At 60.9% G+C, this 23,188-nt stretch carries 20 protein-coding genes, 1 tRNA gene and 1 pseudogene; 11 read left to right on the forward strand and 11 right to left on the reverse strand.

The genetic code is table 11. From position 1 onward, the window contains the following. Positions 1 to 53: 53 nt before the first annotated feature. Complete coding sequence (gene nudE, locus K0P33_RS02650; protein WP_094950893.1) at positions 54 to 620, forward strand: ADP compounds hydrolase NudE; 567 nt, start codon at positions 54 to 56, stop codon at positions 618 to 620. Next, a complete protein-coding gene (cysQ, locus tag K0P33_RS02655; RefSeq protein WP_094950894.1) occupies positions 617 to 1,453 on the forward strand; it encodes a 3'(2'),5'-bisphosphate nucleotidase CysQ in 837 nt (278 codons plus the stop codon). The genes nudE and cysQ overlap by 4 nt, the downstream gene beginning before the upstream one ends. A gap of 128 nt (positions 1,454 to 1,581) precedes the next feature. On the opposite strand, the gene K0P33_RS02660 is transcribed toward cysQ, so the two are convergent. From K0P33_RS02660 to rfbB, 4 genes are read right to left on the reverse strand one after another with little or no spacing between them, the layout of a single operon-like run. After that, a complete protein-coding gene (locus K0P33_RS02660) occupies positions 1,582 to 2,037 on the reverse strand; it encodes a YiiD C-terminal domain-containing protein (protein WP_094950895.1) in 456 nt (151 codons plus the stop codon). Positions 2,038 to 2,063: 26 nt separating this feature from the next. After that, entirely contained in the window at positions 2,064 to 3,449 is a 1,386-nt protein-coding gene (locus tag K0P33_RS02665) for a sigma-54 dependent transcriptional regulator (RefSeq protein ID WP_083355757.1), read from the reverse strand. Further along, positions 3,446 to 5,254: an ATP-binding protein gene (locus K0P33_RS02670; RefSeq protein WP_242153925.1), complete on the reverse strand. Its 1,809-nt coding sequence runs from the start codon at positions 5,252 to 5,254 to the stop codon at positions 3,446 to 3,448. Before K0P33_RS02670 ends, K0P33_RS02665 begins: the two co-directional genes overlap by 4 nt. Before the next feature lie 60 nt (positions 5,255 to 5,314). Further along, on the reverse strand, positions 5,315 to 6,397 hold the full coding sequence (rfbB, locus tag K0P33_RS02675; protein WP_094950897.1) for a dTDP-glucose 4,6-dehydratase: 1,083 nt from the start codon (positions 6,395 to 6,397) through the stop codon (positions 5,315 to 5,317). Positions 6,398 to 6,548: 151 nt separating this feature from the next. Here rfbB and K0P33_RS02680 point away from each other — a divergent pair, with 151 nt between their 5' ends. From K0P33_RS02680 to K0P33_RS02690, 3 genes are all read left to right on the forward strand, one after another. Further along, positions 6,549 to 9,452 carry an aminotransferase gene (locus K0P33_RS02680; RefSeq protein ID WP_242153927.1) on the forward strand — a complete coding sequence of 968 codons (2,904 nt, stop codon included), beginning with the start codon at positions 6,549 to 6,551 and terminating at the stop codon, positions 9,450 to 9,452. Between the two features lie 121 nt (positions 9,453 to 9,573). Next, positions 9,574 to 10,680, forward strand: a complete 1,107-nt coding sequence (gene aguA, locus K0P33_RS02685) for an agmatine deiminase (RefSeq protein ID WP_242153929.1) — start codon at positions 9,574 to 9,576, stop codon at positions 10,678 to 10,680. Positions 10,681 to 10,914: 234 nt separating this feature from the next. Next, complete coding sequence (locus K0P33_RS02690) at positions 10,915 to 11,130, forward strand: hypothetical protein (RefSeq protein ID WP_094950900.1); 216 nt, start codon at positions 10,915 to 10,917, stop codon at positions 11,128 to 11,130. A 176-nt stretch (positions 11,131 to 11,306) separates the two neighbouring features. Here the strand turns inward: K0P33_RS02690 and K0P33_RS02695 are convergent, their stop codons facing one another. Beyond that, the gene (locus K0P33_RS02695; protein ID WP_094950901.1) at positions 11,307 to 13,394 is read right to left on the reverse strand and encodes a TonB-dependent siderophore receptor; all 2,088 of its coding nucleotides are present in this window, start codon (positions 13,392 to 13,394) and stop codon (positions 11,307 to 11,309) included. Positions 13,395 to 13,803: 409 nt separating this feature from the next. On the opposite strand from K0P33_RS02695, the gene K0P33_RS02700 reads away from it, so the two are divergent. From K0P33_RS02700 to K0P33_RS02710, 3 genes and pseudogenes are all read left to right on the forward strand, one after another. Then, positions 13,804 to 15,090: an OprD family porin gene (locus tag K0P33_RS02700; protein ID WP_242153931.1), complete on the forward strand. Its 1,287-nt coding sequence runs from the start codon at positions 13,804 to 13,806 to the stop codon at positions 15,088 to 15,090. Between the two features lie 205 nt (positions 15,091 to 15,295). Beyond that, positions 15,296 to 15,499 (forward strand): 4-oxalocrotonate tautomerase family protein, encoded by a 204-nt coding sequence (locus K0P33_RS02705; protein WP_242153933.1) that lies wholly within the window; start codon positions 15,296 to 15,298, stop codon positions 15,497 to 15,499. A gap of 14 nt (positions 15,500 to 15,513) precedes the next feature. Next, positions 15,514 to 16,214, forward strand: a pseudogene (locus K0P33_RS02710) (SDR family oxidoreductase). 114 nt (positions 16,215 to 16,328) lie between these two features. Here the strand turns inward: K0P33_RS02710 and K0P33_RS02715 are convergent. After that, on the reverse strand, positions 16,329 to 16,613 hold the full coding sequence (locus K0P33_RS02715) for a DUF3077 domain-containing protein (RefSeq protein ID WP_242153935.1): 285 nt from the start codon (positions 16,611 to 16,613) through the stop codon (positions 16,329 to 16,331). A 395-nt stretch (positions 16,614 to 17,008) separates the two neighbouring features. After that, positions 17,009 to 17,084: transfer RNA gene (locus K0P33_RS02720), tRNA-Thr, on the reverse strand. Between the two features lie 24 nt (positions 17,085 to 17,108). On the opposite strand from K0P33_RS02720, the gene K0P33_RS31405 reads away from it, so the two are divergent. The 3 genes from K0P33_RS31405 (at position 17,109) to bcsQ (K0P33_RS02735) (ending at position 19,523) form a co-directional block, all read left to right on the forward strand. Continuing rightward, entirely contained in the window at positions 17,109 to 17,519 is a 411-nt protein-coding gene (locus tag K0P33_RS31405) for a hypothetical protein (RefSeq protein WP_347341848.1), read from the forward strand. Between the two features lie 15 nt (positions 17,520 to 17,534). Beyond that, positions 17,535 to 18,449 carry a cellulose biosynthesis protein BcsQ gene (gene bcsQ / locus K0P33_RS02730; protein ID WP_242153937.1) on the forward strand — a complete coding sequence of 305 codons (915 nt, stop codon included), beginning with the start codon at positions 17,535 to 17,537 and terminating at the stop codon, positions 18,447 to 18,449. 168 nt (positions 18,450 to 18,617) lie between these two features. After that, a complete protein-coding gene (gene bcsQ, locus K0P33_RS02735) occupies positions 18,618 to 19,523 on the forward strand; it encodes a cellulose biosynthesis protein BcsQ (RefSeq protein WP_094952837.1) in 906 nt (301 codons plus the stop codon). A gap of 240 nt (positions 19,524 to 19,763) precedes the next feature. Here bcsQ (K0P33_RS02735) and K0P33_RS02740 read toward each other — a convergent pair whose 3' ends face one another. The 4 genes from K0P33_RS02740 to K0P33_RS02755 all read right to left on the reverse strand — a co-directional run bounded on the left by K0P33_RS02740 (position 19,764) and on the right by K0P33_RS02755 (position 23,182). Continuing rightward, positions 19,764 to 20,951, reverse strand: coding sequence for a methyltransferase (locus K0P33_RS02740; RefSeq protein WP_242153939.1), 1,188 nt, complete (start codon positions 20,949 to 20,951; stop codon positions 19,764 to 19,766). Continuing rightward, complete coding sequence (locus K0P33_RS02745) at positions 20,932 to 21,621, reverse strand: ABC transporter permease (protein WP_242155989.1); 690 nt, start codon at positions 21,619 to 21,621, stop codon at positions 20,932 to 20,934. Before K0P33_RS02745 ends, K0P33_RS02740 begins: the two co-directional genes overlap by 20 nt. Positions 21,622 to 21,659: 38 nt before the next feature. Continuing rightward, entirely contained in the window at positions 21,660 to 22,355 is a 696-nt protein-coding gene (locus K0P33_RS02750) for an ABC transporter permease (protein ID WP_094952839.1), read from the reverse strand. A gap of 74 nt (positions 22,356 to 22,429) precedes the next feature. Next, on the reverse strand, positions 22,430 to 23,182 hold the full coding sequence (locus K0P33_RS02755; protein ID WP_064450233.1) for an ABC transporter substrate-binding protein: 753 nt from the start codon (positions 23,180 to 23,182) through the stop codon (positions 22,430 to 22,432). Between the last annotated feature and the right edge of the window lie 6 nt (positions 23,183 to 23,188).

Consider the following 23,188-nt stretch of genomic DNA (forward strand, 5'->3'; position numbering starts at 1 on the left):
AGACAATCGGAAAAGCCACGGTATAGTAACCCGATCACGCCAAGGAGCCGCTTATGCGCCAGAAACCCACCGTCCTCGCCCGCGAAATAGTCGCCAGTAGCCGTTTGTTCCGCGTGGAGGAAGTGCAATTGCGCTTTTCCAATGGCGTTGAACGGACCTACGAGCGCCTGGTAGGCCGCGGTGCCGGCTACGGCGCGGTGATGATCGTGGCGATGATTGATGAGGACCACGCGTTGCTGATCGAAGAATACTGCGGCGGCACCGACGAATATGAGTTGTCGTTGCCCAAGGGCCTGATTGAACCCGGCGAAGACGTGCTGGCGGCCGCCGACCGTGAACTCAAGGAAGAGGCCGGCTACGGTGCGCGGCAGTTGGAACACATTACCGAGCTGTCGCTGTCGCCTGGCTACATGAGCCAGAAAATCCAGGTGGTGCTGGCCACCGACCTGTACGAAGAACGCCTGGAAGGCGATGAGCCTGAGCCGATGCGCGTGGAGCGGGTCAACCTGCGCGAGTTGTCGCAACTGGCGCAAAACGAGCAATTCAGCGAAGGCCGCGCCCTGGCTGCGCTGTATCTGGTACGAGATTTGTTGACCCAGCGTGGAGCGTTTAGCGCATGAGCGAACTGTTTTTAGGCCACCCGTTAATCGCCCCTGTGATTGAACTGGCCCGCCAGGCCGGTGAAGTGATCCTGCCGTACTGGCGCGCCGATGTGGCGGTCACCTCCAAGGCTGATGATTCGCCCGTAACGGCAGCGGACCTGGCCGCTCACCACCTGATTCTCGCCGGCCTTACCACGCTCGACCCAAGCATTCCGGTGTTGTCCGAAGAAGACGCGGATATCGACCAAAGTGTACGCGCGGCCTGGCAGCGCTGGTGGCTGGTGGACCCGTTGGATGGCACCAAGGAATTTATCTCGGGCAGCGAAGAGTTCACCGTCAACATTGCCTTGATCGAACAAGGCCGCGTGGTGTTTGGCGTGGTGTCGATGCCTACCAGTGGCCGGTGCTACTTTGGTGGCGCGGGCCTGGGGGCGTGGCGCTCCGATGTGAATGAAGCGCCCAAGCACATTCAAGTTCGTCGGGCCCCTGCAGCGGGCGAGGCTTTTACCGTGGTGGCCAGCCGTCGCCATACCAGCCCGGAGCAGGAGCGCCTGCTCGACGGTTTGAGCGAAGGCTTGGGTGAGCTGAAACTGGCGAATATCGGCAGCTCGCTGAAATTCTGCCTGTTGGCCGAGGGCAGCGCCGATTGCTATCCGCGTTTGGCGCCGACTTCGCAGTGGGACACGGCTGCGGCCCAGGGTGTGTTGGAAGGGGCGGGCGGCGAAGTGTTGGAGTTGAGTGGTAAACCCTTCAGCTATCCGGCGCGGGAATCGTTGCTGAACCCGTTCTTTTTGGCGTTGCCGGCGAAGGCCGCCTGGCGCGAGCGCCTGCTGACCCTGGCCCGTTCTTAAGGCCTCAAAAAATCAAAATGTGGGAGCTGGTTTGCCTGCGATAGCGATCTGACAGTCACCGCTTAAGTGACTGATCTACCGCTATCGCAGGCAAGCCAGCTCCCACATTGGTTTTTGTGTTGTGGCGGTTAGCGGTGCAGGACGTACTGGCCGGTGAAGGTCACCGCCTGCTCCTCACTGCCCTCATTCACAACCCACGTTTCCAGCGTCAACCGCGCCCGGCCATAACGCCTGTACGTCGCCAAAAAGCGCTTCCACACCTTCTCCTCTGGCGCCTGGCACACCACCGTCGCATCCCGCGTGACCGGCAGCGGGTAACTGATCTGCCCTTCCTGAATCACGATATGCCCGTCTTCAATACCTTCTTCACGTAATTGCAGGTGCAGCCAACCCCAGCCCGCCAGCACCGTGCCGCAGTAGAGGCTGCCACCGAACATGGTGCTCTTGTGGTTGATGTTGGCTTGCAAGGGCAGGTGCAGTTGCAGTTGGCCGTGTTGCCAGTCGAGCACCTTGAGGCCCATTTCTCGGGTCAAGGGGATGTCGTGGTGGAGGATGGATTCCAGGTAACGGCTGTTGCGGCTCATGGCGGCCTCTTGGCGGGTGGGCGGGGTCATTCGTCGTCGGCGCTGTGGCTGGCGCTGTCGGCGAAGTTCAGGCCGTGCTTGCGCAGTTTGTCGTGCAGGGTTTTGCGCGGTATGCCCAGGGCTTCGGCGAGGCTGCGCACGGAGCTGTGGGGGCGGGTCAGTTCGGCGGCGATCAGGCTTTTTTCGAACTGCTCGACCTGCTCACTCAAACCACCTGGGGTGGAAGTCAGCACGCCGGCGGCGGGGTTATCCGCTGTGGCGTCCAGTGCCAGCTCCAACCCAAGGGCAAAGCGTTCGGCTGCATTTTGCAGCTCGCGCACGTTGCCCGGCCAACTGTGGCGCAACAGCAGCGCCCGCTGGCCCGGTTGCAGCTCGTGCAAGGGTAGGCCGTGGCGGCTGCTGGCTTCGTCGGCAAAATGTTGGAACAGCATCAAGGCATCTTCACCGCGCTCGCGCAGCGGCGGAATGCGCAGCGGCGCGACGTTGAGGCGGTAATACAAGTCGGCACGGAAGCGGCCTTGATCGGCCGCCTGTCGCAGGTCTTCCTTGGTGGCGGCGATGATGCGGATATCCAGCGGGATCAGCTGATTGCCGCCCAGGCGTTCGACCACACGCTCCTGCAACAGGCGCAGCAGCTTGACCTGCACATCCAGGCTCATGCTTTCGATTTCATCGAGAAACAGCGTGCCGCCATTGGCGAATTCGAATTTGCCGATACGGCGTTTTTGCGCGCCGGTAAACGCGCCCGGCTCATGGCCGAACAGCTCGCTTTCGACCACCGATTCGGCCAGGGCACCAGCGTTGATCGCCACAAACGGCCCGCTGCGCCGGTTCGACAGGTCATGCAGCGCACGCGCCACCACTTCCTTACCGGCACCGGTTTCGCCGAGGATCAGCACGTCGGCGCGGGTTGCGGCCAGGGCGCCGATCTGCTCGCGCAAGCGCAGCATCTGCGGCGAGTGCCCCACCAGCCGCGTGCTCAATTGCTGGCGGTCACTGAGGGCCAGGCGCAGGCTGCGGTTGTCCAGCACCAGCCGGCGCAGGGCCAGGGCGCGGCGCACGCTGTCGAGCAGCGCGTCGCTGGCGAAGGGTTTTTCCAGGAAGTCGTAAGCGCCGGCGCGCATCGCTTGCACCGCCAGCGGTACGTCGCCGTGGCCGGTGATCAACAGCACCGGCAGCTCCGGGTCCTGGCCGTGCAGTTCGGTGAGCAGCTCCAGGCCGTCCATGCCAGGCATGCGGATGTCACTGACCACCACGCCCGGCCAGTCCCGCGACAAGCGCGCGGTGAGGCCGGTGGCTTCGCCCAGAGTCAGGACGTTCAGCCCGGCCAGGTCCAGGGTCTGGCACAGGGCCTGACGCAGGTGTGGATCGTCGTCGATCAGCACCACCTGAATCTGGTTATCGATACTCATACACTGCGGTCCTCGGACGGTTGCAGACTGACGCCCGGCGAGCCGGCACGCAATTTCAAGGTTAACAGCGCGCCGCCTTCCTTGTGGTTGGCGAACGACAAATCGCCGCCAAAGGCACGCATCAGCGTGTCACAAATCGCCAGCCCCAACCCCAAGCCTTGGGTGCGGGTCTTGGTGGTGTAGAACGGCTCGCTGGCGCGGCCCAGGGCTTCCATGCAAAAGCCTGGGCCATTGTCGCGAATGTACAGGTTGACGCCCTGTTCGGTGGCTTCGGCACTCAGCCAGAGCTTGCGCGGCGGGCCTTTTTCGGTGAGGGCGTCGAGGGCGTTGGCCAGCAAGTTGCCCAGCACCTGGCGCAGACGGGTTTCCCCGGCTTGCACCCACAGGGTCGCCTCCGGCAAATCGCGGATCAGCTCGACTTCCATCGACCGCCGCCGCTTGGCCAGCAACGCCAGCGCATCATCCAGCGCTGGCTGCAGGGCCACGCTTTCCGGGGCGTGACGGTCGCGCCGGGCGAACGCACGCAAATGCGCGATGATCGAGGCCATGCGCCCGGTCAGTTCGCTGATCAGTTTTAGGTTGCCGCGAGCGTCATTGGTGCGCTCGTGGTCGAGCAGGATCTCGGCGTTTTCCGCATAGCTGCGAATCGCCGCAAGCGGTTGATTGAGTTCGTGGCTGATGCTCGCCGACATGGTTCCCAGCGCCGACAGTTTGCCGGCTTGCACCAGGTCGTCCTGGGCGCGAACCAACTCCTGCTGGGCGTGTTCGCGCTCGAGCACTTCCTGTTTCAGGCGCCGGTTAAGGCCTTCCAGGTCGCTGGTGCGCTCGACCACACGGGCTTCCAGCTCACGGCGCGCCTTGGCTTCGAAGGCGATGCGCTCCAGGTAATGGCGACGGCGTTGCATCATCAACCCCAGCAGCAACATCAACACCAGCAACGTCGCACCACCCACAGCGACCACCGTGCGCACCGGGCGGTTGATCAGCGAGCGTGGCGCGAGGATTTCCACATTCCAGCCGGTCTCGGCGATGGCGGTGGATTGGCGCAACCACGCCGTGGAACTGAGTGCCAGCGGCTGCGGGTCGCGGGTTGGGTAGGGCTGGATCGCGATGATTGCCTGGTGCTCTTCGGCGGTCAGTGGCCGCGTGGCGCGGAATCGCCATTGCGGGCGCGAGGTGAGGATCACCACGCCGTTATGGTCGGTGACCAGCAGTTGTTCCGGCGTGTTGCCCCACAGGCTTTCGGTGTGGTCCAGGTCGACCTTGACCACCAGCACGCCAATGATGGTGTCGCCATCGCGCACGGCGGCGGCGAAGAAGTAGCCGCGCTTGGCCGACGTGGTGCCCAAGCCGAAAAACCGCCCCAGGCGCCCGGCCATGGCTTCGCTGAAGTAGGGGCGAAATGAGAAATTGCGGCCGACAAAGCTGTCCTGTTTATCCCAGTTGGAGGCGGCGAGGGTCTTGCCGGTGGTGTCCATCAGGTACATCACTTCCACCCCGGCCTGGGTGGCGACGTCCTTGAGCAGCAGGTTGGCATTGGCTAGGTTGGTGCTGACGTGGGGCGCATCCAGCACGGTGCGCAGGGCCGGCAAGTCACCGAGGATCTGCGGCAGCACTTCATAGCGGTGCAACGTGCCGAGCAGGTTGGCGACGTACAGGTCGAGGGTCTGGCGGTTTTGCCCGGCGAGTTCGCTGCGGTAATAGCGCTCGGCCAAGTGCTCCAGCGGCCACAGCAGCGGTGCCAGGCACAACGCCAACAAGGCGAGGCTGCGCCAGCGGGGTCTTCGCGGGAGGGGAGGAGTCATGGGAGTCGTGCGCCTGTGGGTACAGGCGCATTATGCCTAGCTGTGGTGCGTGATGCTTTGTTATGCGATCAGGTCTTTTGGCTCGGTGTTGCCAAGCCGTTCGCCTTGATAGCTACCGTCCTGGACTCGGCCGCACCAGTCGAGGTTATCGAGGTACCACTGCACGGTTTTGCGCAGGCCGGTTTCGAAGGTTTCTTGCGGAACCCAACCCAATTCGCGCTCGATCTTGCTCGCATCGATTGCGTAGCGTTGGTCATGGCCTGGGCGGTCTTTGACGAATGTGATCAGGTCGGTGAATTTATCCACACCGGCCGGGCGTTGTGGCGCTAGCTCTTCCAACAGGCCACAAATGCCGCGCACTACATCGATGTTCTTCTGCTCGTTGTGGCCACCGATGTTGTAGGTCTCGCCTACCACGCCTTCGGTCACGACTTTTAACAGCGCGCGGGCGTGATCTTCGACGAACAGCCAGTCGCGCACCTGCAAACCGTCACCGTAGACCGGCAGTGGCTTGCCTGCGAGGGCGTTGAGGATCACCAGCGGGATCAACTTCTCAGGGAAATGGAACGGCCCGTAGTTGTTCGAGCAGTTAGTCAGCAATACCGGCAGGCCATAAGTGCGCTGCCAGGCGCGAACCAGGTGGTCGGACGCCGCTTTGCTGGCGGAGTACGGCGAGCTGGGCGCGTAAGGCGTGGTTTCAGTGAACAGGTCGTCCACGCCATGCAGGTCGCCGTAGACCTCGTCGGTGGAGATGTGGTGGAAGCGGAACGCGCTCTTGGCCGGCTCTTGCAGCGTTTGCCAATAAGCACGAGTGGCTTCCAGCAGGCTGTAGGTGCCGACGATATTGGTCTGGATAAAATCCGACGGGCCGTCAATGGAACGGTCGACGTGCGACTCGGCGGCCAGGTGCATGATCGCCTGGGGCTCAAAGCGCGCCAGCACGGCGCTGACAGCGGCCTGGTCGATGATATCGGCCTGCACGAACTCATAGCGGCTGTTGGACGCGATGCTGGTCAGCGACTCCAGGTTGCCGGCGTAGGTGAGTTTGTCCAAGTTGAGCACTTCGTGCTCGGTGTTTTGAATCAGGTGGCGAACCAGGGCGGAGCCAATAAAGCCGGCACCGCCGGTGATGAGAATACGCATGTCGAGGGCCTTTTCCTTAGACGGACACTGGGCGAATGAGACATAGCTTGAGTTGTGAATCGGGCCCGTGCAAGCGCGGTATGCGTGAGGGGTTGATTAACGCCCCCGAACAATGGCGATATAGGCGCCTGAAAACGCAGAGGTCGCCACAATGTTACTCGCCACGTTGATCCACCGTGCCAGCTTGCCTTGCCCAGACGTGAGTGCTGATCAAGCTGCGCAGTTGCTCGAGCAACATTACGGCCTGACAGGCACATTGCAGTCGCTGGGCAGCCAACAAGACCTCAATTACCGAATCGACAGCGCCCGTGGCCGGTTTGTTCTGAAAATCTGCCGGGGTGACTACGCGGCGGTTGAGCTGCACGCCCAGCATGCCGCCCTCCATGACCTGCAAGCACACGTACGCGTACCCAAGGTTATCCGCGCACTGACCGGTGAGGAGTTGCTGAGCGTGGCCGTCGACGGGCAAACCGTGCACCTGAGGGTGCTGGACTACATCGACGGCCAGCCCCTGACCCATTTACCTCACCTGGGCCGCGACGTAATCGCAGGCTTCGGTGAACTGTGCGGCCAGGTCAGCCATGCCCTCGCGCGGTTCGAACACCCCGGCCTGGACCGCACGTTGCAATGGGACCCGCGCCATGCGCATGCACTGATCAAGCACCTGCTGGCCACCTTGGAAAACCTGCCGCATCGCGACGCTATCGAGCGGGTGGGCGAGCACGTAGAGGCGCGCATTCGGCCGTTGGCCGAGCACCTGCCGTGGCAAGCCGTGCACATGGACATTACCGATGACAATGTGGTCTGGCAGCGCGACGCCCAGCGGCACTGGCAGGTTCAGGGCGTGATTGATTTCGGCGACCTGGTGCACACCTGGCGCATTGCCGACTTGTCGGTGACCTGCGCAGCCCTGTTGCACCACGCTGACGGTGACCCGTTTGCCATCCTGCCGGCGATCCAGGCGTGTCACGCGGTGACACCGTTGCGGCGCCAGGAGCTGCAAGCGCTGTGGCCGTTGATCGTGGCGCGCGCGGCGGTGCTGGTGCTCAGCAGCGAACAGCAGCAACGCCTGGATCCGGATAACACCTACTTACTGAAAAACGCCGAGCACGAGTGGGAAATCTTCCATGTGGCGACCTCGGTGCCGTTTGAGCTGATGGAAGCGGCGGTTCTGGGGTGTGTCGGTGAAGCATTGCCGCCGATGGCCGACCAAGACTTCGCACCTTTGCTGCCGGGCCTGGTGGGGCGTGAATTTGCGCTGATCGACTTGGGCGTACTCAGCCCGCATTTCGAGGCCGGCAATTGGGCGTTGCCCGGCATAGACCGGCGGTTGCTGGATGAAGCGGCGGCAGTGCATGGGTTGGCGGCCAGCCGCTATGGGCAATACCGGCTGTCGCGGACCTGTGCCGACAGTGCCATCGAGCCGCAAACGTTCCCGCTTCACGTGGAATTGCACCTGCCCCATGGCACAGTATTGGACGCGCCGTTTGGCGGGACGCTGCGCCAGGGCGCCGACGGTTTGCTGTGCGTGCATGACGCCCAGTTGAGCCTGCGTTTATGGGGTGTAACCACCGCGTTGAAACCGGGCGCGGTGCTGGTGAAAGGCCAACTCCTCGGTGAGGTCCACGCGCCGCTCACCGTGCAGTTATGCCGCGCCGACCTTGAGCCGCCGTTGTTCTGCACGCCGTCTCAGGCGCAGGCCTGGCAGGCCCTCTGCCCATCGCCCGCCACGCTGCTGGGGCTGGCCTGTGATGCTGAACCCGAGTTGGACGCCGAGGCCTTGCTGGCGCGCCGTGATGCCAGCTTCGCCCGTTCGCAAAAACACTATTACGTCGACCCGCCACGCATCGAGCGCGGCTGGCGCAACCACCTGATCGACATGCAGGGCCGTTCCTACCTGGACATGCTCAACAACGTGGCGGTGCTGGGCCATGGCCACCCACGCATGGCGGCGGTGGCGGCGCGGCAATGGTCGCTGCTCAACACCAACTCGCGCTTTCACTACGCAGCAATTGCAGAGTTCTCCGAGCGTTTGCTGGCGTTGGCGCCGGAAGGCATGGACCGGGTCTTCCTGGTCAACAGCGGCACCGAGGCCAATGACCTGGCGATTCGCCTGGCCTGGGCCTACAGCGGCGGGCGCGACATGCTCAGCGTGCTGGAGGCTTACCACGGCTGGTCGGTAGCGTCGGATGCGGTGTCCACCTCGATTGCCGACAACCCGCAGGCACTGAGCAGCCGCCCGGACTGGGTGCACCCGGTGACGGCGCCGAATACCTATCGCGGCGAGTTCCGTGGGCAGGGCAGTGCGCCTGACTACGTGCGAAGTGTGGAACACAACCTGGCGAAAATCGCCGAGAGCAAACGCCAGTTGGCGGGTTTCATTTGCGAGCCGGTGTACGGCAACGCCGGTGGCATCTCCCTGCCGCCGGGCTATTTGCAGCAGGTGTACGGGTTGGTGCGCGCCCAGGGCGGCGTGTGCATCGCCGATGAAGTGCAGGTGGGTTACGGCCGCATGGGCCATTTCTTCTGGGGCTTTGAGGAGCAGGGCGTGGTGCCGGACATCATCACCATGGCCAAGGGCATGGGCAACGGCCAGCCGCTGGGCGCGGTGATTACCCGGCGCGAAATCGCCGAAGCGCTGGAGGCCGAGGGGTATTTCTTCTCCTCGTCGGGCGGCAGCCCGGTCAGTTGTCGCATCGGCATGGCCGTGCTGGATGTGATGGAGGAAGAAAAGCTGTGGGAAAACGCCCAAGTAGTTGGTGGGCATTTCAAAGCTCGGCTGCAAGCACTGATTGATCGCCACCTGCTGGTGGGGGCGGTTCATGGTTCCGGCTTCTATTTGGGCCTGGAGTTGGTGCGCGACCGCGATACCCTGGAACCCGCCACAGAAGAAACCGCGCTGCTGTGTGATCGCTTGCGGGAACTGGGGATTTTCATGCAGCCGACCGGCGACTACCTCAACATCTTGAAGATCAAACCGCCAATGGTCACCTCTAAACGCAGTGTGGATTTCTTTGTCGACATGCTGTCGAAGGTGCTGGAGGAGCTACGCTAGATAGCCGATTGTTATCGGCTATTAACCGTCATGTTTGCCAGCTATTATATTCAATCGCTTTTAAGGCCGATTTTTATCCGTTATAAAATCGGCCTTCATCCCATTCGGAGTCCTGAACGCCATGACCACCCTGCACAGCACACCTCGCGCCGATGGCTTCTACATGCCCGCCGAATGGGCGCCACAGACCCAAACGTGGATGATCTGGCCTGAGCGCCCCGACAACTGGCGCCTGGGCGGCAAGCCGGCGCAGGCGGCCCACGCGGCCGTGGCCAAGGCCATTGCGCGGTTCGAGCCGGTGACGGTCGGTGTGTCCGCCGGGCAGTACGAAAACGCGCGTGCGCGTTTGGACGTGCCCAATATCCGTGTGGTGGAAATGTCCAACGACGACGCCTGGGTGCGCGACACCGGCCCAACCTTCGTGATCAACAACAGCGGCGAAGTGCGCGGTGTGAACTGGGATTTCAACGCCTGGGGCGGCTTTGACGGCGGCCTGTACTCGCCGTGGAACCGTGATTCGCAGGTGGGTGGCAAGATCCTCGAGATCGAGCGCGCGCCGCGTTACCGCACTGAGGGTTTTGTGCTGGAAGGCGGTTCGATCCACGTCGACGGCGAAGGCACGCTGATCACCACCGAAGAATGCCTGTTGAACCGCAATCGCAACCCGCACCTGGATCGCGCGGCCATCGAAGCGGTGCTCAGCGCCAACCTGGCTGTGGATAAGATCATCTGGCTGCCGGACGGCCTGTTCAACGACGAAACCGACGGCCATGTGGATAACTTCTGCTGCTACGTACGCCCGGGCGAAGTGCTGCTGGCCTGGACCGATGACCCGCAAGACCCGAACTACGCGCGCTGCCACGCGGCCATGAACGTGCTGCAAAGCAGCACCGACGCTCAGGGACGCGCGTTCACCGTGCATAAAATGCCGATCCCCGGCCCGTTGTACGCTACCGAAGAAGAGTGCGCCGGTGTGGACCCGGTGGATGGCAGCCAGGAACGTAACCCGAGCGTGCGCTTGGCCGGCTCCTACGTGAATTTCCTGATCGTCAACGGCGGCATCATCGCGCCGAGCTTCGACGACCCTATGGACCGCCAGGCCAAGGAAATCCTGCAGAACCTGTTCCCGCAGCACGAAGTAGTGATGGTGCCGGGCCGCGAACTGTTACTGGGCGGCGGCAATATCCACTGCCTGACCCAACAACAGCCGGCGCCGCACAAAAACTGAGTGCAGTTGTAACAGCGCTTGAGCGAAACCCCGGCGCTACCTGTTTATAGCGCTCACAGCAAGCCCGCGGCCCAGCAAGGCCGCGGGCTTTTTTGTGTTCGAATGTCTATAAACACAGGACATTGGCATAGCTCTTGTATCGGTGTTGGCACAGTAACCCAAGGTCGTGACTGCACAGTTCTGTCATAAACCTTGAGTAAGTTAGCCGCTCAAGCAGTAGGAGAGAGCGCTGAAATGAATGCCGATATCAACCTGATCCACACGCGCCCATTCCACCCCACGCGGGTCAACGGTGAGGCGATCCAGGCGCTGGCGCTTTGGTTGAAGGCAAACGGCTCGCGACAGGCAAGGCAACAGCCTGACTTGCGCAGCGTGATGAGTGAACGTTACCCGGTAGGGTTGTTCAGTGAGGATGAAGTGCATGCGTTGTGTGAGTTGATGCAAAACTGAAAAAGCACCACGATCAATTGTGGGAGCGGCGGTGCGACGATTCGACTTGCTCGCGAAGACGTCGGCCCAGCAAACATGGATGTTGACTGACCCACCGCTTTCGCGAGCAAGCCCGCTTTCAACAACAAGCCCGCTCCTCACCACAAGCTTGCTCCCACATTAGAGCGTGATCGGCGTTAGAAACTGTAGGTGCCTGTGACCACCAAGCTACGCGGCTCACCCGGCTGAATCTGCGCCGCACTCGTCGCCGAGGCGTAGTAGTTTTTGTCAGCGATATTGTTCAGCGCCGCGCGCACGTCCCATTCCTTCTGGCGGAACCCCGCCAACGCATCCCAGCGACCATAACCCGGCAACACCACAGTGTTGAGGCTGTCGGCATAACGGTCGCCTACCAAGGTCAAACCAGTTTCTGCATACCAACCCATTTCCGGTTTCCAGGTGATAAACAGGCTGGCATTACGCTTGGCCACATCGCTGACACGCTTGCCTGCAAAGCCGTTGTTGTCTTTCTCGACCTTGGCGTCCTGCAGGCCGACGCCACCGCGCACATACCAGTTATCCACAATCTTGCCGGTGGCGGTCAGCTCCACGCCGCGTGAGCGTTGCAGGCCGCTGAGCAGGGTGATGGTGCGGTCCAGCGGGTCGCTGGTGCGGCGGTTGTAGAGTTCAAGCTCGTACACGGCGAGGGTGGTGCTCAGGCGGTCGTCGAGCCAGTCGCTTTTTACGCCGATTTCCTTTTGCTTGGTCAGCTCGGGGCTCAGGTCGTTGACGCTGCCGGCGGCATTCGGCGTGATGCCAATCAGGCCGCCGCCTGCCGGGGAGAAGGTCTTGCTCCACGAGGCATAAAACGAGTGCTGTTCCAGCGGCGTCCACACCAAGCCTACGCGCGGGCTGGTGCTGCGGCTGTCGACGTCCTGCTGTGTGTTGAGCACCTTGCTGGTGGTGTCCACTTCAAAGTGGTCGTAACGCAGGCCTGCCAGCAGTTGCCATTGATCGTTGAGGCGCAGTTGGTCCTGCACGTACACGGCACGGCTTTCGACTTCGGTGTGGTTGTTACTTGAAAGGCTCATCCGCCCAGTGTGGCTCAGGTGGCGGTTGGGCTGGTTGAGGTCCAGGCTCGGTACGGCCTGGCCGCCCCGGTTGACGGCGGTGGCGCTGTAGAGCTTCGGATCGCGACGTTGGCTGCCCAGCTCTATACCGGTGAGCAGGCGGTGCTCCAGGCCGAAGGTGTCAAACCCACCTTCCAGCTCAAGGTTGTTGAACACGTTGCGGGTGGTCAGGTCCTGCTGCCAACGCTGGCGCGTGACCTGGTTGGCTTTGGGGTCGTAGCCGGTCTGGTAGGTGTTGTCGAAATCGCTGTCGAGCTTGAACACGCCGAGGGTGTGGCGCAGTTGCCAGTTGGCGTTGAGTTCATAGGCAAGCTTGGAGCGCAGGGACTGGGATTTGTCGTCGATGTAGTCGCGGCTGTCAAAGTAAGTGCTGCTGCGGCTCACGTCCGCCGGGCGACCGTTGACCCCGGGGATGCCACGGTCTGGTGTGCGGTTGTAGCGGCTGTATTCGTATTGCACCAACCAATTCAGGTCGGGCGTCAGCTGCCAGCTCATCGACGGCGCGAACAGCTGGCGGTTGCCGCTGACGCCATCACGGAAGCTGTTGTTGTCCTGGTTGCCCATGTTCAGGCGCAGGCTGATGGTGTCGGTGGGGTCGGTGCTGAGGTCGGCATACAGGCTGCGCAGGTCGTTGCTGCCGCCTTGGGCTTCGATACTGGATTTTTGCCCCGCCGTGGGCAATTTGCTTACGCGGTTGACGATGCCGCCCTGGCCGCCTCGCCCGTACAGCACGGCTGCCGGGCCTTTGAGCACTTCGATGCGCTCGATGTTGTGCAGGTCGCGCACGTACTGGCTGTCGTCGCGAATGCCGTCCAGGTAGAAGTCATTGCTCGCGTCAAAACCACGGATGCGCAGGCTGTCGAAGCGCGTGTCGGCGCCGCTGCTGACGTTGGGAATCCCGCTGAGTGCCTGGCCCAGGTCGTTTGTGCCGTAAGAGCGCAGGCTTTCGGTTTTGACCGAGTCGATGGCCTGGGGCACATAACGCACCGACGTGGCCGTGCGGGTGGCGGTGTTGGTCTCTTTGACGCGTGGGTCGTCTTCGTCAGCTTCGGTGCTGATTGAAGTGGCGGGTAAGACCGTGGTCGCGCCGGCAAAACCGGCAGACAGCAAAACAGAAAGCCCAAGGGTGATGGGCGTCAGGCGAGAGGCAGGCATGGGGGCAGGCATCCAAAAAGTTCGGGAAGTAAAAAACGCGCGAATGTTAATGCTTTGCATTTGCGTGCGTTATCTATTCCCAAACATGTAGGCGCTAAATATTGTTACTTGATGTGTTTCTGAGAGGTGTAAGAAGATTTTTCAGCGTTTTGTATCAGCAGTTTAGAGCCGTCTTTAGACTTTTTTTGAATAAATACAGACGATTCACGAAATTGACACATAGTTCAACGCGCGCATACGATTGCGCCCAACGCCTGTGGCTAACAGCCATAACTCATCCAATAAAAAAGGCCTGCGGCAGTTCAGTCGTCCGCGGGCCTTCTTTTTCCTGGAGAAAGTTGACACCAGAAAAGCAACACGGGGCCTGGTGTCACAGCGCGTACTCAACCAGTAATAAGGAATATAAGAAATGTTGAAGCAACGGATGGGTTTGATCGCTCTGGGGATTTTGAGCGCCACTCAGGCAATGGCTAACGACCAGGAGCAATCCAAGGGTTTTGTTGAAGACAGCCACCTGAATATCGCAGCACGTAATGCCTACATCAGCCGTGACTACAAAAACGGCAGGCAAGACAAAGCCGAATGGGGCCAAGGCTTCATCGGTAAGTTCGAATCCGGCTTCACCCAAGGCACCGTCGGTGTGGGTGTGGACGTGATCGGTCAATACGCTATTCGTCTGGACGGTGGTAAAGGTCGCAGCGGCGCGGGCGGTATCGACTTCTTCAAACGAGGCGACAGCGGCGAAGCAGCCAACGACCTGGCCAAAGGCGGCGCAGCCGTCAAGGCGCGCATCTCCAACACCGTGATCAAATACGGTCAGCAGATGCCAGCCGTACCCGTTCTGCAATACGACAGCTCGCGTCTGCTGTCGGAAACCTACGAGGGCACCTCGATCGTTTCCAAAGAGATCGCCGGTCTGCAACTGGACGCCGGTCACTTCACCAAAGAAGCGCGCAAGAGCGCCGAAGGCACCGACAGCGGTCGCCTGAAAAGCATCGACTACATCGGTGGTAGCTACAAATTCACCGAAAGCCTGTCGGCTGCTCTGTATGCCTCCGACATGCAAGACGTGCTGAAGAAGCAATACGTCAACGTCAACTACGTGCTGGCCCTGCCAGAGAAGCAATCGTTGACCTTTGACTTCAACGGCTACAAAACCAAGCTGGACCGCAGCTTCGCCCTGGAAAACCAAGGTGATGCAGACGCCCGCGACAACAAAATCTGGAGCTTGGGCGCTACCTGGGCTGTTGGCCCGCACAGCTTCACCGTCGCTCACCAGCGCAGCACCGGCGACACCGGCTACCTGTACGGCGGCTACCGCAACGCTGGCGGCATCGGCGACGGCGGCAACACCATCCTGCTGGCCAACTCCTACTGGTCCGACTTCAACGGTAAGGACGAGCGCTCCTGGCAAGCAGGTTACGGCCTGGACTTCAGCGCCTTCGGCGTGCCTGGCCTGACCTACAACATCGCCTACGTGCGCGGCACCAACATTGACGACGGTACCAACCGCGGCCGTGGCACCGAGCGTGAAATCTTCAACCAGTTCAAATACGTCGTTCAGAGCGGCCCAGCCAAAGACCTGAGCCTGCGCGCTCGTGCCTCCTGGTTGCGCGTCTCCAGCAACGCCAGCGAGTACAACGTAGGCGGTAACGAAATCCGTCTGTTCGCCGACTACCCAATCAACGTTTTCTAATTGATTCGGCGTCGCGCCTGATTCCAGGCGATAAAAAACCCCGACTGGTTCGGGGTTTTTTTATGCGCGCCAACCGGCCTCTGACTTGTTACATCGCAGTACTAATGAAGTACTCCGCGCCACCTTTATGCCCTTCAGGCGCACGCCTAAATTAGCCCCACTTGCCCGCCCATCACCCCGATGGCCGGCCACTGGAGCCACTGCCATGCCCTTTGTCAGCCTGCGCATCACCCGTGACGGCGTTACCCCGGAGCAAAAAGCCCAGGTCATCGCCGAATTCACCGAAACCCTCGAACGCGTCCTCAACAAACGCCCCGACCTGACCCACATCGTGATCGAAGAAGTCGACACCGATAACTGGGGCTACGCCGGTATCACCACCACCCAATACCGCAAATCCCAAGCCTGAACCGGAGCATTGTCATGAGCAAAGTCGTCATTATCACCGGCGCCTCCCAAGGCATCGGCGCCGCCGTGGTCCACGCCTACCGCGCCCTCGATTACCGCGTGGTCGCCACCTCGCGCTCGATCCAGCCTACACCGACCCGAACATCCACACCGTGGCCGGCGACATCGCCGACCCAGCCACCGCCGAGCGCGTGATCCGTGAAGGCGTGGCGCGCTTTGGCCGCATCGACAGCCTGATCAACAACGCCGGCATCTTTGTTGCCAAACCCTTCACCAACTACACCCACGAAGACTACGCAAACGTGCTGGCCGTGAACCTCAACGGCTTCTTCTACATCACCCAACTGGCGATCACCGAAATGCTCAAACAAGGCGCCGGGCACATCGTCAACATCACCACCAGCCTGGTCGACCACGCGATTGACGGCGTGCCGTCAGTGCTGGCCTCGCTGACCAAAGGCGGCCTGAACGCCGCGACCAAATCCCTGGCAATTGAATACGCCAAACGCGGCATTCGCGTGAACGCAGTGAGCCCCGGGATTATCAAAACGCCCATGCACGACGAAGAAACCCACGCGGCGTTGGGCAGCCTGCATCCGGTCGGGCACATGGGCGAAGCGAGTGACATTGCCCAGGCGATCATCTACCTGGAAAACGCCGGGTTCGTCACCGGCGAGATCCTGCACGTGGACGGCGGCCAAAGCGCCGGGCACTGACAAAAAACGCCCCGGCCTGCTCAGACCGGGGCGCTCTATCAACTACCTATGTAGATCACCTGTGGGAGCCGGGCTTGCCCGCGATAGCGCCCGCCCGGCCAGCCCATTCACATCTTACTGCTCAGCATTGCAGGGCGACTCCAACACCTTCACCACATCATCAATCACCGCCTTTACCATCTTCTGCAAATAATGCGATGCCCAAGCATAACGGTCCGTCTCCTTCGTCATCGCCGCATCTTCTGCTAGCAGTTTGGCGACGTGGAGCAAATCGGAAACGTGGTGCAAGGCTTCATGCAGAGGGACGCCGCTGTTAACTCGGAATAGAGGTTGATCGCAGTGGAAGGAGAAAGGGGTGACGCCGAGGGTGGTTAACGCGGAGGGATTTGTAACGGTCATTGGTGAGACTCCCATATCGAGTGAGAGCTACCACGTTCGTAGTTTCAACGAATACGTGGCGCTTTGGGCGCCTGCATCAAAATCGGGTTCTCAGGCCCGGTCGCTGCATTGGCAGTGACGGAGCGGAGGTTAGCGTGGTGGGGAGAGGGGAGCAATCGGGAAAATGGATTGGTTGTTTTTTAGCCTATCCGAGCGGGATGGATAGGCTGCTGAGGAAATTATTTGTTTTATGGATACGCCATAATTATTGGCCAGCCATAATTTTGCATAAAGATAGAAGTGCCAGCGGAGGAGGTGGCTTCCGGGGCTATAACCCGTCTATTTCAACGCATGACGTACACCCAAACCCCAGAAACAACAAAGCCCTCACATTGCTGTGAGGGCTTCGTCTTATATGGTGCCGGCACCAGGAGTCGAACCCGGGACCTACTGATTACAAGTCAGTTGCTCTACCAACTGAGCTATACCGGCGTGTTAGGGCGACGATTATAGCGATTGGCAAGCTTCTGTAAACCCCTGAATTCTGACTATTTTTGCAGAAGTGAAGGTTTTTTTGCGATCACCGCTTTTTCGTCGCTTCAGGGCCTGCAAATCAGCTCAATTCCCGTCGCCGCAATCGTCGGTGAATTTCAGCTATTTCAGCATCTGCGCCTGGCCCTTGGAGTCCAGATACGTCATCCGCGCATTCACTACGCCGTAGCCCGTGCGGGCGTCCTCTGGGGCATCAACGGTGGGTTGGGCTCATTGAATGCCTGGGAGGTAGCTGGGCTGTGTGCGGGTTTTGTCGGGTTGTGTATTGCGTGGCGTCATGCCACTCATCTGAAAGCATTTCGTTACAAACATCCAAATACTGACAGCATCAGTTTGATATCACACAATGCGCGCCACAATAATTCAGCGGTTTAAGCCGGGGAGCAGTCAGTGGGGCGTGCAGATCACAGTTCAACACCAAGCACCGCGCTGGCTGAGCCTTTGCAGCGTTTGCTCGAGCAACTGAACCAAGGCGTTGCGCAATCTCTTCGCCCGCCTGAGGTGGTTGAAGGCCCGCATGGCGAGGTGTATTCGGATGCTTCGGCGCCGACGGTCGTGGTGGTGGTTTCTGCCACGGGCGGTGTGGGGCGCAGCACGTTGGCGGCGGCGCTTGCCAGTGGTTTGCAGCGTCAGGGGCATCCGGCGTTGGCGTTGGACCTGGACCCGCAAAACGCGCTGCGTGATCACTTGTGCCCGGGGTTTGATTTGCCGGGTCTCGGGGCTGTGAGCCTGCTCAACCAGACCTGGGAGGCCTTGCCTAAGCGCGGGTTTGCCGGGTGCCGTGTGGTGGCCTTTGGCGAGACCGACCCGGTGCAGCAGCAAAGTTTGAATCGCTGGCTGGGGCAGGACCTCGAGTTTCTGCGCAAGCGTCTGGCCGGGCTCGGGTTGAATGGGCAGGACACGGTGGTGATCGATGTGCCTGCGGGTAATTCGGTGTACCTCAGCCAGGCGCTGTCGGTGGCGGATGCGGTGTTGGTGGTGGTCCAGCCGGACGCGGCTTCGTTTCGCCGCTTGGCGAAAATGGACGAAGTGCTCGCGCCTTACCTCGCCAGCGAATCTCCACTGCAACGGTTTTACGTGATCAACCAAGTGGACGCTGGCCACGCCTTCAGCCAGGACATGGCCGGGGTGTTCAAGCTGCGCCTGGGCGATGCGGTGCTGGGTGCGGTGCACCGCGACCCTGCTTTCATCGAGGCCCAGGCCTACGGGCGCGACCCGCTCGACCCGTCGCTTAACAGTGTTGGCGGCCAGGATATAAATGCTTTATGCCGGGCCTTGAAGGGGCGACTGCACCAAGGCCATTAATTTGACTGTTTACCGCCTGTCTAAAAAATAACCAGTCAAAACATCAAAATAATGACACTTTCCTGCGCCTGTCACAGAATGCCTTACTAAGACGCCCATAATAAGACCTGCGGTAAGTGCCTGCTTGCCGACCTTCACGTCTTTAAGCTGCGTCGTGAGGAGCTGGCTATGAGCCTTAGCGAAGAACTTCTGGCGTTGTTCGGCAAGAACGTCACCCATGATGCCGAAGGCATTAATGCGCGCATGCACTTTTTTGGCAGCGTGCCTGCTAATGAAACCCTCCCTGCCCACTCCCAATTGACCGATATCGCAGCGCTGCGCCCCAAAGTGGTGGCGTTGGTGTCGATGAATGGCGGCGTCGGCCGCAGCACCCTGGCCACGGCCTTGAGCAGCGGTTTGCAGCGTTATGGCGAATCCGTTGTGGCGCTGGACCTGGACCCGCAGAACGCCTTGCACCATCACTTTGGCGTCAGTGCCGCGTTGCCCGGTATCGGCCGCACCAGCCTGGAGCACGGGCAGTGGAGCCCTTTGCAGCAGCTCGGCTTTGCCGGTTGCCAGGTTATTACCTTTGGCGATATCGACATTCAGCAGCAGGAAAACCTCGAGCGTTGGCTCAAGCACGAGCCCACCTGGTTGGCGCAGCGCCTTGCGTCTTTGGGGCTGAGCGAGCGGCAGACGGTGATCATCGATACCCCCGCCGGCAATAACGTCTACTTCCATCAGGCGCTGAACGTCGCCGATGTGGTGTTGGTGATTGTGCAAGCCGATGCCGCGTGCCTTGGCACCTTGGATCATCTGGATGTGCTGCTCGCCCCGCACCTTGAGGGCGACAACCCACCGACTGTGCAGGTGGTGGTCAATCAGGTGGATGAGGGCAACCCTTTCAGCCTGGACATGGTTGAGGCGTTCAAACAGCGCCTTGGCACGGCGCCGTTGGAGGTTCATCGCGATATGGCAATCAACGAGGCACTGGCGTTCGCCGCCGACCCGCTGGACAACGTGGCGAAACGCTTGGCGAGTGACGATATCGGCGAGATTTGTCGGGTGCTGAAGGCGCCGAAAAGACGCGCCTAAAGTGCGGTTTATACGCTTAACGCCAGATGCTTATGCACAATCGGTTGGTTGAACCTGCCCACAAACTGCCATTTTGTGGCGCTGTTCTCAATGCGCTGCAACTGCCTGTTTTGTGTGCATTTTATTTTATGAACAAAAAATGACCAGGGCACCTTTTGCCCTGTAGCGCTGATAACTACAGCCTCTGTAAAGATTTCATCAACAGAGTTATCCACAGGGCGCGTGTAAGATTTTTGCCCTCTAATCGCGCTCGGCCAGCACCATCAAGTTGCGCGGGGTCAACGTCGTTTCGCAGAAGTTGCCTATCTTGACCTTGTAGCCCTGTTCCTTCAGAAAAAGTGCCCGATCCAGCACCAGCCACATCTCCAGTGGGCGCCGAAACAGACCGCGCACCAACTCCAGGTTTCGCACGTGGGCCAGGCGCCGCCAGCCGTGCGCCTCCAGCGCCGCCCAATCCTGTTCACCTGTGGATAAACCTTTGAGGCTCGCCAGCGCTCGGCAATAGTCAGCGAAGGGTTTATCCAGCCAATTGGCGGGCAGGGACGGTGTGGGCAGGTACTCGTCGCAACCGCGCAGTTGCCGTTGTAGCTGATCGAACCCCAGGCGCCGGGCCATGGACGAGTCCCGTTGCTGGCGTACACGGTTGCCAGCGGTGACCGTTTCGCTCAGCGGCAGGCCGAGGTCATCAATCGACAGCTTAAGTTTCGACACGCGCCCCGCGCCAGACACGGCTTGATAGCGGTCGGCATTGATGCGGTTGTAACAGCAGGGCGCCAGCGCCAGTTGTTTGCAGCCAGCCGCGCTGGCCAATTGCAGCAGGCGCACGTGCAGGTCGCCGCAGGCATGCAGGGCGACGGGGGTTTGCTCGGAGCTGATCGTCACATCCGCCATCACGTCTTGCAGGCGATGGGTGACAGGCAAACCATGGTGCTCGCTCAGGGCCTGACCCGAGGCGATCAGGGCCGGGTCGTATTCCAGGCACGTCAGCTGCTGGCCGGGTTGCAGCAGGCGGCGGCCGAGGTGGCCTTTGCCGGCGCACCAGTCCAGCCAGTGCGTGGGCGTTTGCGCGAAATGCAGCGCGGCGCCGAAGGCTTCGATCTGTTGCCACTTGCGGCCCGGCACGTCGACATTCAGTCGATGGCGAGCGGGTTGCAGCGCCTGTGTCGGTAATTTATCCACAGCACTGAGCTGCAGCGCCTGTTCGGCCAGCTGTGGAAAAGGCGCGGGCGCCGGCAGGTCATGAGGGTGGTTGTGGCAGCTGTCGGCATCGGCTAACGAGCGTTGGCGCAGCCATTGGGCCAGCTCGGGGTGCTGGGTTTCCCAGGGTAAATGCAGATGGGTAAAGGGCCGTGGTCGCCACAGCCCTTGGTGCTCGATTAAAAACGCATCCAGCGCCGCAAAGCGTGCTTCAACGTCCTTGGCAAGCATCGACGCGCAGCCAGCGTTCGAGCAGTTTGAAGCCGCGTACCAGGATGTAAGCCATCAGCAGATAGAACAGCCCTGCGGCGAAGAAGATCTCCACCGGCAGGTAGGTGCGCGCGATGATGGTCCGCGCCATGCCGGTCAGTTCCAGCAAGGTCACGGTACTGGCCAGGGCGCTGGCCTTGAGCATCAGGATCACTTCGTTGCTGTACGCCGGCAGGCCGATGCGCGAGGCACGCGGCAGGATGATGTAGAACAGCGTCTTGGGCTTGGACATGCCCAGCGCGCGCGCCGCTTCGATTTCACCCGGCGGGATGGCCTGGATCGCGCCGCGCAGGATCTCGGCGATGTAGGCGGCGGTGTGCAGGGTCATGGTGGCGGTGGCACACCAGAACGGGTCGCGCAGGTACGGCCACATGATGCTCTCACGCACAGCATCGAACTGCGCCAGGCCGTAATAGACCAGGAACAACTGCACCAGCAGCGGCGTACCACGGAAGAAGAAAATGTAGGCGTAGGGCAGGGCGCTCACGTACCAACGGCGCGAGGAGCGGGCAATGCCCAGTGGGATCGCCAGCAGCAAACCGGCGATCACGGCGATGGCCACCAGTTCCAGGGTCAGGGTCGCGCCCTGGGCCAGTTTGGGCAGCCACTTGATGATCACGGCCCAGTTCAGGCCCAGGTCGAAGTGCGACAGCCAGCTGTAGTCACCGCTCATTGGGTGCTCCTCGCAAAGCCGCGGGCGGCGCGTTTTTCCAGGAAGTACATGCCGGTCATGGCCAGCACGGTGAGGCCCAGGTACATGAAGGCGGCGACCATAAAGAAGGTGAACGGCTGTTTGGTCACGGTCACGCCGATCTGAGCATGGCGCATGATTTCTTCAAGGCCGATCACCGACACCAGTGCGGTGTCTTTCATCAGGATCATGAACAGGTTGCCCAGGCCCGGCAGGGCGATGCGCCACATCTGCGGCATGATCAAGCGGGTGAAAATCCGAAACTTTGACAGCCCCAACGCCACACCGGCTTCGCGGTGGCCCTTGGGAATGGCGAGGATCGCGCCACGAAACACTTCGGTGGCGTAGGCGCCAAAGCACAGGCCCAGGGCGATAACCCCGGCGGCAAAGGCACTGAGCGAAAGGTCGGGGTTACCGAAAAACTCCCCCAGGGCACGCATCAAATTGACCGTGCCGAAATAAATCAGCAGTACCCACAACAGTTCGGGAATGCCACGAACGATGGTCGAGTATGCGCCGCCAAGCCATTGCAGCGGCTTGTACGGGGAGGTCTTGCCGAGGGCGCCGGCAAGGCCCAGCACCAGCCCCAGGCACAGGGCCGTGAGCGCCAGTTTGACGGTCATCAGCGCGCCGGCGGCGAGCGCCGGGCCGAATCCGTAGAGATCGAAATTCATGGTGTTTTCATATCGCGGCAGGCATTGCTGAAAGCCGGCGCGCTCAAAGCAGCGCGCCGGTCAGGCCGTTCAGATCATTCGATGCTGAACGGGAAGTACTTGTCGTTGATCTTCTTGTAGGTGCCGTCTGCCTTGATCTCTGCCAGGGCTTTGTTCAGGCGTTCGCGCAGTGGGTCGCCTTTGCGTACGGCGATACCGATCTTGTCGCTTTCTACAACCGGGTCGCCTTTGAATTCATAGGCCGAACCGTCTTTGCTCTTGAGCCATTCGTACTGCACGTATTTGTCGGCGAGGATGCCGTCCAAGCGGCCGGACGTCAGGTCGAGGTAGGCGTTTTCCTGGGTGTCGTAGAGCTTGGCCTCGGTGTCCGGCAGCTTGTCTTCCAGATAAGTACCGGCCAGCGTCGCGCGCTGGGCGCCGATGATCTTGCCCTTCAGGTAAGCCGCGTCAGTCTTGAAGTCCGCAGTGGCTTTAGGCGCGATGAATTGCAGCTTGTTGGAGTAGTACGGGTCGGTGAAGTCGACAGCCTGCTTGCGTTCATCGGTGATGGACAGCGAGGACACCAGGAAGTCGAACTTCTTGGCGTTCAGGGCCGGGATGATGCCGTCCCAGTCAGACACATACACTTCGCACTTCTCGACTTTCATCTTCGCGCACAGGGCGTCGCCGATGTCTTTGTCGAAGCCGACGACGTTGCCGCTGGCGTCTTTATTGTTGAAGGGCGGGTAGGCCGCTTCGATCCCCATTTTCAAGGTTTCTGCCATGGCCGTGGCGCTGAACGCCATCGAAACGGCCGCGGCCAGAAGGAATTTTTTATAGTTCTGCATGCATGT

The sequence above is a fragment of the Pseudomonas sp. ArH3a genome, assembly GCF_022648765.1.
Taxonomy (GTDB): Bacteria; Pseudomonadota; Gammaproteobacteria; order Pseudomonadales; family Pseudomonadaceae; genus Aquipseudomonas.